The sequence below is a fragment of the Luteimonas sp. A277 genome (assembly GCF_054052045.1).
Map to the genome: position 1 here is coordinate 100,980 of NZ_JBSVRG010000001.1, position 12,004 is coordinate 112,983.

Below are 12,004 nucleotides of genomic sequence, written 5' to 3' on the forward strand. Positions count from 1 at the left end.
CCGGGTGCGAGCCCGGGTCTTTTTTATTGCAGGAGTGTCAGGGGCATGGCCCCGTCCAGCTCATTCGATTCCGGTCATGCTGACGATGTTGTAGCCGCCGTCCACGTAGGTGACCTCGCCGGTGACCCCGGCTGCCAGGTCCGAGCTCAGGAACGCAGCAACGTTACCAACGTCCTCGATGCTCACCGTGCGCCGCAGCGGTGCCTCGGCTTCCACGTGGCCCAGGATCTTGCGGAAGCCGCCGATGCCGGCTGCGGCAAGGGTCTTGATCGGCCCGGCCGAGATGGCGTTCACGCGGATGCCCTCGGGCCCCAGGTTGTAGGCCAGGTAGCGCATGGTCGCTTCCAGGCTGGCCTTGGCCACACCCATCACGTTGTAGCTGGGCAGTGTACGCACGGCGCCCAGGTAGGTCAGCGTGAGCATGGAGCCATTGCGGCCCTGCATCAGCGGTCGGGCGCCCTTGGCCAGGGCCGCGAAGGAGTACGCGGAAATGTCATGGGCCGTCGCGAACGCTTCGCGCGAAAGCCCGTCCAGGAACTCGCCTGCGATGGCTTCGCGCGGGGCGAATGCGATGGCGTGGACGAGGATGTCGAAGCCGTCGGTCCAATGCTTGCCCAGGTCGGTGAAAAGGGCATCAATCTGGCCATCATCGGTGACATCAAGCGGGAACGAAGGCCCGCCACCCAGGCGCGAGGCGACGTCCTCCACGCGCGTTTTGAGCTTGTCATTCTGGTAAGTGAAGGCCAGCTCGGCCCCTTCCCGGTGCATCGCCTCGGCGATGCCATTGGCGATCGAACGCTGACTTGCGATGCCCGTGATCAGGGCGCGCTTGCCTTTCAGAAAACCCATGGATAGTGATCTCGCGGTTGAACAACCGTACTAGTTTGCCATGTGCGGCTGTTCACCGGGGCGGCCTTCGTCGATCTGCAGCACCATGCCGGGCTGGATCACGCTGCTGGCCTCAAGCCCGTTGCGCAGCAGCAACTGTGCCGCGCCCAGCCCATAGTGACGGGCGATGCGCCAGATCGACTCGCCCCGTGCCACCGTGTGCACCCGGGGCACGGACCGGGTAATTGCCGGCGGCATGGTGGCCCCAGTTGTCTCGTCCTCGACCAGGTCGCTGGCATCAGCGAGGAAGATCGGGCCGTCCTCCTTGGCCCGGCGGCCGGGTGCCACCTCGGGCAGCCGGGTGATCGGCGCCGGATCCACCCGCAGCGCAACCAGGGCGTGCTCGGCGGGGGCTGGTGCCAGCACCGACTGGCCGCGGTTGCCGCTGGCCACGTTGCCGTTGGCAAAGACCGGGTTGAAGTGCCTGACCAGCGCGGGATCCAGGCCCCTGCGGTTGGCCCAGGTGTCCAGCTGGCGCACATTGGCCGGCAACGAGGCGGCGGTCAGCACCGGCACCGTCTGGTCGATCGCTTCCAGCCACTCCTCGCGCTCTCCGGCCTCCACCAGCAGGCACGCCAGGGCCTGCAGCTTGCGTACGTAGGCGCGGGTGATGGGTGGCACGGACAGCTTCTCGGGTTCGGCATCCATGGCCCGCTGGCCGGCGTTGCGCAGTGCGCCGAAGATCCGGTATTCACCGGCGTTGTAGCCCATGACGGCCAGCCGCCAGTCGCCGGCGAACATGCCATGCAGGGTGCGCAGGTAGCGCACCGCGGCGGTGGTCGACTCCACCGGCGAGAGCCGGCCGTCGTACCCGGGCCGGATCGTGACCTCGTGGTTGCGGGCGGTGGCAGTGATGAACTGCCACAGGCCGGTCGGCCCGGATGGACTGCGCGCGCCGGGCCGGTAGCCGCTCTCGACGAACGGGATCAGCGCGTATTCGGTGGGCAGGTGGTACTCGCGTAACGCATCGACGACGTAGCCGAACAGCGGCAGCAGTCGTTCCGGGCGTTCGGCAAGATCACGCGGGACATGGGAGAAATGCTGTCGCCAGCGGTCGCTGGAGTCCACCGCGCATTCCTGGTCCGACAGCCCGTCGCGGAACTGGGTGTAGATGTCCCGTCCGCTGCGGGTGATGGGCTGCAGGGCGTCGGCTGTGTGTCCGGTGGAACCGGCAATGGCCGGCATCTGCAAGCCCATGGCCGCGCCGTGGGTGCTGGCGGCCCAGGCAGGCAGCGCACAAAGAGCGCCGAGCAGCGCGGCAGCAAGCACTCCTGCACCAAGCCGGCGTGCATAAGGGGTCCGTCTGGCAGTCATCCGCTGAAGGTGTCCTTCCAGGCACGCAGCGCAGCAAACAGGGCCACGCGGTCTTCGGCCTGGCCGGCGCCCACCCGGCCGGCAAGGGCAGCGCGCACCTGCGGCACGTCGATGCGCAGGAACGGGTTGCAGGCCAGTTCCTGGGCGAGGGTAGACGGCAATGTGGGCTGATCCTGGGCGCGCATGCGCTCGACTTCCTCACTGCGTTCGCGCAGCTCCGCATTCCCCGGCTCTACTGCCAAGGCGAAAGCGGCATTGCTGCGCGTGTATTCATGCCCGCAGCAGACCAGTGTCTGCGGCGGCAAGGCGGCCAGGCGATCCAGCGACTGGAGCATCTGTGCCGGGCTACCCTCGAACAGGCGCCCGCAACCCAGGCTGAATAACGTGTCTCCGGAGAACAACGTGCGGTGGCCGTGGAAGGCGATATGGCTGCGCGTGTGGCCCGGTACGGTGATCACTTCGAAGCGCCACGGACCGGGTTGGATCGTGTCCCCATCGCCCACCCGGATGGTCGCGTCGGGAATCCGCTCATCATCCGGAGCGTAGACCGGCAGCCCCGGCCAGCGCTCCAGCAGGGCCGGCACGCCGCCAACGTGGTCGTGGTGATGGTGGGTCAGCAGAATCGCGGCCGGCGTCCGGCCGCTGCGTGCGGCTTCTTCCAGCACCGGACCGGCCTCCCCGGGATCCACCACGAGCATGTGCCCGTCCAGCCCGTCCATGGTCCAGATGTAGTTGTCGGTCAAAGCCCTCAGAGGGGTGGCTTGCATCGCGAACCGGCTCCCCGGCACCCAGTAGAATGGGGACCATGCCCGCGAATTTACCAGCAGGTCAACCCGCCGCCCGCCGCTCCTGGTTTGATTCCGAGCCCGGCCAGGCGCTGATCGAAAGCGAAATCCCGCTGATCCGACGCACGCTGTCGGAGCGGCCGGCGCTGCCGTGGCTGTGGTTTTCGCCGGGTCCGGTCAAGACCGACGGCCCCGGTCGCGGCCTGTGCCTGGTGGCCAATGGCGGCGATTGGGAAGGCCAGGTGCGCTGTCGCCTGCCGCTTCCGCTGGCCAGTGAATCGGTCGCCACGGTGGTGCTGCAGCACGTGCCTGCCGGAGAGGGGCTTGCGGAGCTCCTGGGTGAATGCGCCAGGGTGCTGGTGGAGGGCGGGCGCCTGCACCTGTTCGCGCTGAACCCGCTGTCTCCCTATCGGCTGCGCTGGCAAGGTGCCGGTCTGCCCGCCAGTGAACCGCTGACCTGGCGTCGGTGCCTGCGTCGGGTGGGGCTGGAGCCCGATCCGGTCTCCCAGGGAGTGGGCCCGATCTGGCGCATCCAGGCGCGCCCCGGGGCAGGCAGCGGACCTGGCCTGCGCGCGGCCTATGCGCTGCGTGCGGAAAAGCGCGCCATGCCGCTGACGCCTACGCCCGGCGGCGTACGCCAGCTCCATTTCCAGCAAGGATTGAGTACAGGATGAGTACCCTCAAACAAGTCCAGATCCACACCGATGGCGCCTGCCTGGGCAATCCCGGGCCGGGCGGCTGGGCCGCGCTGCTGCGCTATGGCCAGAGGGAAAAGGAGCTGGCAGGCGGGGAAGACGAGAGCACCAACAACCGCATGGAGCTGATGGCCGCGATCCGCGCGCTGGAAGCGCTGTCCGAGCCCTGTGACGTGGTGCTCCACACCGATTCGCAATACGTGCGCAAGGGCATCACCGAGTGGATGCCGAACTGGCTGCGCCGCAACTGGCGCACCGCTGCCGGCGCCCCGGTCAAGAACCAGGACCTGTGGCAGCGCCTGCATTCGGCCGCGCAACGCCACGAAATCGACTGGCGCTGGGTCAAGGGCCATTCCGGCGATCCTGACAACGAGCGCGTCGATACCCTGGCCCGCGACCAGGCGGAACGCTGCAAGGCCAACCTCGCAGCCGCAATCCAATAGAGCGAAAGACTCCGGGTCATCCAATGTCCAATACAGAATCAACCAGTTCCGAATCCATCCGCCAGATCGTCCTTGATACGGAAACCACCGGCCTGGAGTGGAGAAAGGGCAACCGGGTGGTGGAGATCGGCTGCGTCGAGCTGATCGAGCGCCGACCCACCGGGCGCACGTGGCACCAGTACATCAACCCCAGGTGTGAGTTCGAGCAGGGGGCGCAGGAAGTCACCGGGCTCACGCTCGAGTTCCTGGCCGACAAGCCCCTGTTCGAAGACGTGGTCGACGAATTCCTCGCCTTCGTGGATGGCGCCGAGCTGGTGATCCACAACGCCGCGTTCGATATCGGGTTCCTTGATTCCGAGCTGGGCCGGCTGGGAGCCAGCCACGGCTGCATGACCGATCGGGTCATGGTGCTGGACTCGCTGGAGCTTGCGCGCCAGCGCTACCCCGGCCAGCGCAACTCGCTCGACGCCCTGTGCCGGCGCCTGGGCGTGGACAACGCCCACAGGCAGCTGCACGGCGCGCTGCTGGACGCCCAGCTGCTGGCGGAGGTGTATCTGGCGCTGACCGCGGGCCAGAGGGAGATCGGCTTTGCCGCGTTCGAGCCGGCTGCGGCGGTGGCTTCACTGGGTTCGGCGCCGCCAGCCGGCCCCAGGCCGCGGGTGGTGCCAACGGAAGAGGAGCTGGCCCTGCATGCAGCCCGGGTGGAAGCGATCAGCGCCCGCGCCGGTCGCAATCTTTGGCAGACACCGGACCAGATGGTCGAGCGCGAGGCCGAACCGGCCTGAGATGGTCTCGCTGGCCAGGTGCTGGCGGGCCGGGTGCGTCGCTCAGCTGCGCCGCACCAGCACCACGGTCACATTGTCCGACCCGCCGTTGTCCAGGGCTGCTGCGACCAGCCCGTCAACGCATTCCTGGGCGCTGCATTCGGTGTGTGACAGCACTCGGGCAATGCTGGGATCGTCCACTTCTTCGGTCAGGCCGTCGCTGCACAGCAGCAGCTGCATGCCAGGCAGCAATTCCCCGGTCATGGTTTCCACGTTCAGCGCCTTCGGGTCGGTGATGCCCAGGGCCTGGGTCACCACGTTCCGGTGCGGATGGTCCCGGGCCTGGTCCACGCTGATGGTGCCCTGCCTGATCAGTTCCTGGACGTAGCTGTGGTCCTGCGAGAGCTGGGTCAGCCGGCCGCCGTGCCACAGGTACACGCGACTATCGCCCACCCAGGCAACTTCAAAGCGGTTCTGGCGCACCCGCGCAGCCACCACGGTGGTGCCCATGGGCAGGGTGTCGTGACGCTGGCGGGAAGCGCGGATGATCTCCTCATCCGCGATCCGGATCGCCTGTTCCAGTGGTGTGCCCTGGCGGATCTCGCGCACGATGGTTTCACGTGCCAGCGCGCTGGCAACCTCGCCATATTCATGCCCGCCCATGCCATCGGCCACCAGCCACAGGCCCAGGTCGCTGTCACCGTAATAGGTGTCCTCATTCAGATCCCTGCGCAGGCCTACGTGGGTCAGGTGGCCGAACTCGACCATGGGGTTGCCCGGGTCCATGAATGATTCGGAGGCTGGACTGAACGCCGGAGGCGGCGTGGCGCGGACATCGGCCGCGGTGTCTGCTGTATCGGCGTCTGCCACTGACAACCCGGGTGCTGCGGAAGGGTTGGATAACTTAGCAGAGTGAGGGCCGCGGGGAGCCTTGGAGGCCGTTGCGGCTTCGGGTAGCGGATACCGATCATTCATGCGGGCGGCCGGTTGCGGGTGGAAGTTGCGCCGCGATGCTCCGGGCGGAGAGGCACCCGGGTATCGTGGCCCGTCCGGCCGATCCTGGCCATGTACAAGGGGTGGAACGCCTGTGGGCGGCAGGAGCCTGTGTCGGCCCTCTACTGGAACATACGTAAAACGGGGCAGGGCAGGACATCCAGCGCGCGCGGCTCAACCGCTGACGGCTTGGCGCTGCCAGGTGAGCCGCAGTCCGGCGTGGCCAAGCTGTTGCTTGAAGCTGCTGGAAAGCGCCACATCGGCGGCGGCCAGTAAGCTGCCGTCTTTTGCTGAAAGCAGGGGCAGGCGCTCGCGCACCCAGGGCGCGATGTCCAGTTCCTGCAGCACGTGCTTGAGCGCGTGCGAATGGGTGCGGCCGGGCAGGACGATGCGCTCGCCGCCCTGGCGGGCGTGGACCTGCATCTGCCAGACTTCTTCCCCTGGGTCGCTGGCGGAAGCGATCCGCTCCAGGCGCAGGAGATCACCGGTGGGAAGGTGCAGCGGTTCAAGGCCGTCCCACCCGACCCGGTAGTTGGAGGGCAGGGCAGAGTCTTCCGCACTGGCGTGCAGCAGATTGCGCCAGCGTCGGATCCGCGCACCTGACCATGCGAAGGCCGGCGTGGCGTCGGCGCGCGCTGACAGCAGATCCGATTCAAGGTGGGCCACGCCTTGCGCAGGCAGGGGAGGCAGGTCGAGCAGCGCCAGCCAGGCGCGCAGGATGCGGGCGCGTCGTTCGCGCGGGTGGCGCAGCAGGGCGTCGGCCCCGATCACCTGGGGATCGGCGGTGGAAACCTCCGACAGGCCTGCCTGGTCTTCCCCGGCCAACAGGCTTGCCGCCTCCCCCGCGAGCGTTGCGCTGCGGGCCAGGGCGGCAGCGGCATGGGGCCAGCGCTGGCGCAGCAGGGGCAGCACATGCAGGCGCAGATGGTTGCGATCGTGGTCGCCGGCAGCGTTGCTGGGGTCGTCCGCCCAGTGCAAACGGTGGGCGCGGGCGTAGTCGAGCAACTGTGCCTGGGGATGTTCAAGCAGCGGGCGCCACAGCCAGCCGCGGCCGATCCTGCGCCACGCGGGCATGGCTCGCAGGCCCTCCACGCCGGAGCCGCGCAGGGCGCGCAGCAGGAAGGTTTCGGCCTGGTCATCGCGATGATGCGCCAGGGCGAGGATGCCACCCTTGCCAAGTGCGGCCTCGAACGCCTGGTAGCGGACCTGGCGGGCGGCGGCTTCCAGGCCTTGGCCGGAGTTGCGGTCAACCGTGACCCGGGCAATGGTCAGAGGCAGATCAAGCGCTGCGCAGGTTGCGCGGCAGTGGTCCGCCCAGTCATCGGCCTGGGCCTGCAGGCCGTGGTGCACATGGATCGCACGCAGCCCCCGGGCCCGGGTGGCGCTGTCAGCGGCCAGCAGGTGCAGCAGCACCGTGGAATCCATGCCGCCGCTGTAACCCACCAGGACCGGGCCGGCGACGGGTGGGGGCGACAGCATGGGCGTGTGCTCAGCGCCCCTCGTAGGCGCCGTAGCCGCGCAGGCGCTGGTAGCGCCGCTCCAGCAGCTGGGCGGCCGGAAACGCTTCCAGCTCATCCAGCTGGTTGAGCAGCACCGCCTTGAGCCGGATGGCAGTCTGGCCGGGGTTGCGGTGGGCGCCGCCAATCGGTTCGCGTACCACCTTGTCCACCAGTCCCAGCCCGAGCAGACGCTTTGCGGTCAGACCCAGCTGTTCGGCGGCCTCGCGTTTCTTGTCGGCGTCCTTCCACAGGATCGAGGCGCAACCCTCGGGTGAGATCACCGAGTAGGTGCTGTATTCCAGCATCAGGGTGCGGTCGCCAACGCCAATCGCCAGGGCACCGCCGGAGCCGCCTTCACCGATCACGGTGCACAGGATCGGCACTGACAGCTCGGCCATTTCGATCAGGTTGCGGGCAATGGCCTCGGACTGGCCGCGCTCTTCCGCGCCGATGCCGGGATAGGCGCCCGGGGTGTCGATGAAGGTCAGCAGCGGCAGCTTGAAGCGTTCCGCCATCTTCATCAGACGCAGCGCCTTGCGGTAGCCCTCGGGGCGCGGCATGCCGAAGTTGCGGCGCACCTTGGCGCGGGTGTCGCGGCCTTTTTCATGGCCGATGATCATCACCGGGCGGCCGTCGATCCGGCCCAGTCCGCCGATGATCGCCGGGTCATCGGCATAGGCGCGGTCGCCGGCCAGCTCTTCGAATTCATCGCACATCACGCGGATGTAATCGCTGGTGTAGGGCCGAGCGGGATGACGTGCCAGCTGGGACACCTGCCATGGATTCAGGTCGCGGAAGATCTGCGCGGTGCGGCGGCGCAGCTTGTCCTGCAGGGTGCGCAGTTCGGAGTCGATGTTGACCTCCGGACCGGTGCTGGCTTGGCGCAGTTCCTGGATTTTGCTTTCCAGGTCGGCGATGGGCTGTTCGAAATCGAGGTAGTTCGGATTCATCTGTAACCGGGCCGTAAAACGATCGCAACAGTCTATCCGACCGGGTGTCGCGACACCGTACCGTGGCGTGTGTGCCGTGCAGCGACGGGCTCAGTCGATCCACGGCCGGTCCAGGGTCACCCGGACTGCGCGCACGCCCGGATCAGCGCGCAGCTGTCCTAGCAGGTCGGTTTCAACGCGCACGCTGGATTCGCCGTTCAGGTCGATCACGCCGCAGGCACCGCTGGCCAGCAGCACCTCGCAGCGCAGCGGGGTCTGGCCTGGACGCTGGGGCTGGAGCAGCTTCTCCAGCCGGTCGAGCACCCCCGCCACACGCAGATCCAGGCGCAGCGCCAGGCGGCGGGAAATCTGCGGGCATATCTGCTGGAAATCCCAGCAGCGCTGGGCACGCAGCGAGAACCCGCCGCTGAATTCGTCCTCGCGCAGCCCGCCCTCCACGATCAGGATCCGGTCGCGGGTCAGCAAGGATGCGTATTCCTGCAGCGCCTCGGAGAAGAACGCACACTCCAGGCGGCCGCGGCCGTCTTCGATCTGTACAAAAGCCTGCGAATCACCGCGCTTGCGCATGCCGGTGACCAGACCGGCCACCACCACGGTGACTTCCGGCCGCCAGCCGCCGCGGCCTTCCGGACGCGTGGCCCACAGCGCATCCAGCTTGCCCAGGTCGGTACCGACCAGCGCCTCCAGCTCTTCGCGGTGCGGATCAACCGGGTGCCCACTCAGGTAGTGGCCCAGGGTGTCGCGCTCGCCAGCGAGCACCTGGCCCAGCGGCCAGGGCTCAGCTTGGGGCAGATTGATTTCCAGCGCCGGCGCGTGGTCGTCTCCGCCGCCGCCAAACAGCGATACCTGCCCCGCACTGCGTTCGCGTGCCAGCTGCTCGGTGGCCTTGAGCGCTTCGGGCACCTGCAGCATCAGCGAGGCGCGGTTGCTGTCCAGCGCATCCAGGGCCCCTGACAGGGACAGCGCTTCCAGGGTGCGGCGGTTGAGCCGGCCTGCATCCACGCGGGTGCAGAAATCCAGCATGTCGCGGAATGGCTCGCCGCCGGCGCGTGCGGCGGCGATGGCCTCGCACACGCCGCGGCCCACGCCCTTCACCGCGCCCAGGCCGTAGCGGATGGTCCTGGCGTCGATGGCCTGGAACATGTGGGCGGAGGCGTTGACGTCGGGTGGCATGACCTCCAGCCCCAGTGCGCGGGCTTCTTCCAGGAAGCCCACCACCTTTTCCGTGTTGTCCATGTCCGAAGACAGCACTGCGGCCATGAATTCGGCCGGATAGTGCACCTTCAGCCACGCGGTCTGATAGGCCACCAGCGCGTAGGCCGCCGAGTGCGACTTGTTGAAGCCGTATTCGGCGAACTGCTCCATCAGGTCGAAGATCGAAGTGGCGACCTTCGGGTCGACGCCGTTGGCGGCGGAGCCGGCCTCGAACTTGGCGCGCTCCTTGGCCATCTCCGTGGCGTTCTTCTTGCCCATCGCCCGGCGCAGCAGGTCGGCGCCGCCCAGCGAGTAGCCGGCCAGGACCTGGGCGATCTGCATCACCTGTTCCTGGTACACGATCACCCCGTAGGTGGGGCTGAGCACCGGCTCCAGTGCGGGGTGCGGATAGGTGACCTCGGCATTGCCGTGCTTGCGGTCGACCCAGTCCTTGTCCATCCCAGAGTTCAGTGGACCGGGGCGGAACAGCGCCGCCAGGGCGATGATGTCCTCGAACCGGTCCGGCTGGGCGCGCTTGAGCAGCTCGCGCATGCCGCGCGACTCGAACTGGAACACCGCCACCGTGCCGCCGCGGGCAAACAGCTCGTAGGTCGGCGCGTCGTCCAGCGGCAGGGTCGAGATGTCCAGCAACTCTTCGCCCGAGGTCTCGCGGCGCGCGTTGATCGCCTTCACCGCCCAGTCGATGATGGTCAGCGTGCGCAGGCCCAGGAAGTCGAACTTCACCAGGCCCACCGCTTCCACGTCGTCCTTGTCGAACTGGGTAACCGGGTTCTTGCCGCGTCCGTCTTCGTCGTGTTCGGCGAACAGCGGGCAGAAGTCGCTCAGCGGCCGCGGCGCGATCACCACGCCGCCGGCGTGCTTGCCGGCGTTGCGGGTCAGGTTTTCCAGCTGCAGCGCCAGGTCGAGCAGGTCGCGTATGTCCTCCTCGTCGTTGTAGCGCGCAATCAGTTCGTCAGAACGCCAGTTCTCGTCCTTGCGGCCCTTGTCGGTGCGGCCCAGCGCGTCCGACAGCGACACGCCCAGGGTCATCGGCACCAGCTTGGCGATGCCGTCGACCATGCCGTACGGGTAGCCCAGCACGCGGCCCACGTCGCGCACCACCGCCTTGGCGGCCATGGTGCCGTAGGTGATGATCTGGCTGACCCGGTCGCGGCCGTACTTGCGGGCGACGTAATCGATCACCTCGTCGCGCCGGTCCATGCAGAAGTCGATGTCGAAGTCCGGCATCGACACGCGTTCCGGGTTGAGGAAGCGTTCGAACAGCAGGTCGTAGGGCAGCGGGTCCAGATCGGTGATGCCCAGCGCCCAGGCCACCAGCGAGCCGGCGCCCGAACCACGGCCCGGACCCACCGGGATGCCCTGTTCCTTGGCCCAGTTGATGAAGTCGGCCACGATCAGGAAGTAGCCGGGGAAGCCCATCTCGATGATGACGCCCAGCTCGATGTCGAGGCGCTCGAGATACGTCTCCCGGGTGTGGCCTTCGGCCATCGGATTGCTGGCCAGCCGCTGGTCCAGCCCTTCGCGCGCCTGGCTGCGCATCCAGCTTTCCAGGGTGTGGTCGTCGGGCACCGGGAAGGCTGGCAGGTAGTACTTGCCCAGGCTCAGCTCGAAGTTGCAGCGCTGGGCCAGGGTCACCGTGTTGTCCAGCGCGTCCGGCAGGTCGGCGAACAGCTCGGCCATCTCATCGGCCGATTTCAGGTACTGCTCGGGACTGTAGTTGCGCGGGCGGCGCGGATCGTCCAGCACGCGGCCGGTGGCGATGCAGCTGCGCGCCTCGTGCGCATCAAAGCCGTTGGCGTCCAGGAAGCGCACATCGTTGGAGGCGATGATCGGCAGGCCGCGGTCGCTGGCCGCGTGCAGGGCGAAATCGTTGAACGGCTCCTCGCCCTCGCGCCCGGTGCGGGTCAGCTCCAGGTGCAGGCGGTCGTCGAAGGCCTGCTGCCATTCGCCGAGCCACTCAAGGGCGGAATCATGCTTGCCGGCGGCGGCCAGGCGCCCGGCCTCGCTGTGGCGACCAACCAGGGCGAACAGGTCTCCGGTCTGCTCCAGCAGCCACTCCGGCCGTACGATCACGCCGTCATGGCGGTGGCCTTCCAGCCAGCCGCGGCTGAGCAGGCGCGACAGGTTGAGATAGCCTTCCCGGCTGCGGCACAGCAGGGTCACCGGCCATGCGGGCTCGGTGCCGCTGGCCACCATCACATCGGCGCCGGCGATCGGCTTGACGCCAGCGGCTTCCGCCCTGGAATGGAACTCCACCAGCGAGAACAGATTGTTGCGATCGGTGACTGCGACAGCGGGTTGTCCCAGCGCAGCACAACGCTCGACGAGCTCCGGAATGCGGATCGTCGAATCAACCAGCGAATACTCGCTGTGCAGGTGGAGATGGACAAAGCGGACTGACACGGCCCGGTCAGCGTAGGTGTCCGGGCCGATGTCGACAAGGGTTGACATCACCGCC

At 67.8% G+C, this 12,004-nt stretch carries 10 protein-coding genes; 3 read left to right on the forward strand and 7 right to left on the reverse strand.

The annotated features are described in order from the left end of the window. Positions 1 to 60: 60 nt before the first annotated feature. The 3 genes from ACW7G2_RS00465 to gloB are packed head-to-tail and all read right to left on the reverse strand — an operon-like array spanning position 61 to position 2,969. Positions 61 to 849: an enoyl-ACP reductase FabI gene (locus ACW7G2_RS00465; protein WP_456971614.1), complete on the reverse strand. Its 789-nt coding sequence runs from the start codon at positions 847 to 849 to the stop codon at positions 61 to 63. Between the two features lie 30 nt (positions 850 to 879). Beyond that, positions 880 to 2,202 carry a transglycosylase SLT domain-containing protein gene (locus ACW7G2_RS00470; RefSeq protein ID WP_456971616.1) on the reverse strand — a complete coding sequence of 441 codons (1,323 nt, stop codon included), beginning with the start codon at positions 2,200 to 2,202 and terminating at the stop codon, positions 880 to 882. Further along, a complete protein-coding gene (gloB, locus tag ACW7G2_RS00475; RefSeq protein ID WP_456971618.1) occupies positions 2,199 to 2,969 on the reverse strand; it encodes a hydroxyacylglutathione hydrolase in 771 nt (256 codons plus the stop codon). Before gloB ends, ACW7G2_RS00470 begins: the two co-directional genes overlap by 4 nt. Positions 2,970 to 3,007: 38 nt before the next feature. Between gloB and ACW7G2_RS00480 the strand changes: the two genes are divergently transcribed. From ACW7G2_RS00480 to dnaQ, 3 genes are read left to right on the forward strand one after another with little or no spacing between them, the layout of a single operon-like run. After that, positions 3,008 to 3,661 (forward strand): hypothetical protein, encoded by a 654-nt coding sequence (locus ACW7G2_RS00480; RefSeq protein ID WP_456971620.1) that lies wholly within the window; start codon positions 3,008 to 3,010, stop codon positions 3,659 to 3,661. Next, positions 3,658 to 4,125 (forward strand): ribonuclease HI, encoded by a 468-nt coding sequence (gene rnhA, locus ACW7G2_RS00485; RefSeq protein WP_456971622.1) that lies wholly within the window; start codon positions 3,658 to 3,660, stop codon positions 4,123 to 4,125. The genes ACW7G2_RS00480 and rnhA overlap by 4 nt, the downstream gene beginning before the upstream one ends. Positions 4,126 to 4,181: 56 nt before the next feature. After that, positions 4,182 to 4,910 (forward strand): DNA polymerase III subunit epsilon, encoded by a 729-nt coding sequence (gene dnaQ / locus ACW7G2_RS00490; protein WP_456972206.1) that lies wholly within the window; start codon positions 4,182 to 4,184, stop codon positions 4,908 to 4,910. A gap of 42 nt (positions 4,911 to 4,952) precedes the next feature. Here dnaQ and ACW7G2_RS00495 read toward each other — a convergent pair whose 3' ends face one another. The 4 genes from ACW7G2_RS00495 to dnaE all read right to left on the reverse strand — a co-directional run bounded on the left by ACW7G2_RS00495 (position 4,953) and on the right by dnaE (position 11,997). Further along, positions 4,953 to 5,657, reverse strand: a complete 705-nt coding sequence (locus ACW7G2_RS00495; protein WP_456972208.1) for a PP2C family protein-serine/threonine phosphatase — start codon at positions 5,655 to 5,657, stop codon at positions 4,953 to 4,955. A gap of 399 nt (positions 5,658 to 6,056) precedes the next feature. Then, positions 6,057 to 7,361: a tRNA lysidine(34) synthetase TilS gene (gene tilS / locus ACW7G2_RS00500; protein ID WP_456971624.1), complete on the reverse strand. Its 1,305-nt coding sequence runs from the start codon at positions 7,359 to 7,361 to the stop codon at positions 6,057 to 6,059. Between the two features lie 10 nt (positions 7,362 to 7,371). Further along, positions 7,372 to 8,331 carry an acetyl-CoA carboxylase carboxyltransferase subunit alpha gene (locus tag ACW7G2_RS00505; RefSeq protein ID WP_456971626.1) on the reverse strand — a complete coding sequence of 320 codons (960 nt, stop codon included), beginning with the start codon at positions 8,329 to 8,331 and terminating at the stop codon, positions 7,372 to 7,374. Between the two features lie 90 nt (positions 8,332 to 8,421). Beyond that, positions 8,422 to 11,997: a DNA polymerase III subunit alpha gene (gene dnaE / locus ACW7G2_RS00510; RefSeq protein WP_456971628.1), complete on the reverse strand. Its 3,576-nt coding sequence runs from the start codon at positions 11,995 to 11,997 to the stop codon at positions 8,422 to 8,424. Positions 11,998 to 12,004: the final 7 nt, after the last annotated feature.

Coding starts and splice junctions, on each gene's coding strand:
- ACW7G2_RS00465 (WP_456971614.1), bottom strand. CDS start 849: ATGGGTTTTCTGAAAGGCAAGCGCGCCCTGATCACGGGCATCGCAAGT.
- ACW7G2_RS00470 (WP_456971616.1), bottom strand. CDS start 2,202: ATGACTGCCAGACGGACCCCTTATGCACGCCGGCTTGGTGCAGGAGTG.
- gloB (WP_456971618.1), bottom strand. CDS start 2,969: ATGCAAGCCACCCCTCTGAGGGCTTTGACCGACAACTACATCTGGACC.
- ACW7G2_RS00480 (WP_456971620.1), top strand. CDS start 3,008: ATGCCCGCGAATTTACCAGCAGGTCAACCCGCCGCCCGCCGCTCCTGG.
- rnhA (WP_456971622.1), top strand. CDS start 3,658: ATGAGTACCCTCAAACAAGTCCAGATCCACACCGATGGCGCCTGCCTG.
- ACW7G2_RS00495 (WP_456972208.1), bottom strand. CDS start 5,657: ATGGTCGAGTTCGGCCACCTGACCCACGTAGGCCTGCGCAGGGATCTG.
- tilS (WP_456971624.1), bottom strand. CDS start 7,361: ATGCTGTCGCCCCCACCCGTCGCCGGCCCGGTCCTGGTGGGTTACAGC.
- ACW7G2_RS00505 (WP_456971626.1), bottom strand. CDS start 8,331: ATGAATCCGAACTACCTCGATTTCGAACAGCCCATCGCCGACCTGGAA.
- dnaE (WP_456971628.1), bottom strand. CDS start 11,997: ATGTCAACCCTTGTCGACATCGGCCCGGACACCTACGCTGACCGGGCC.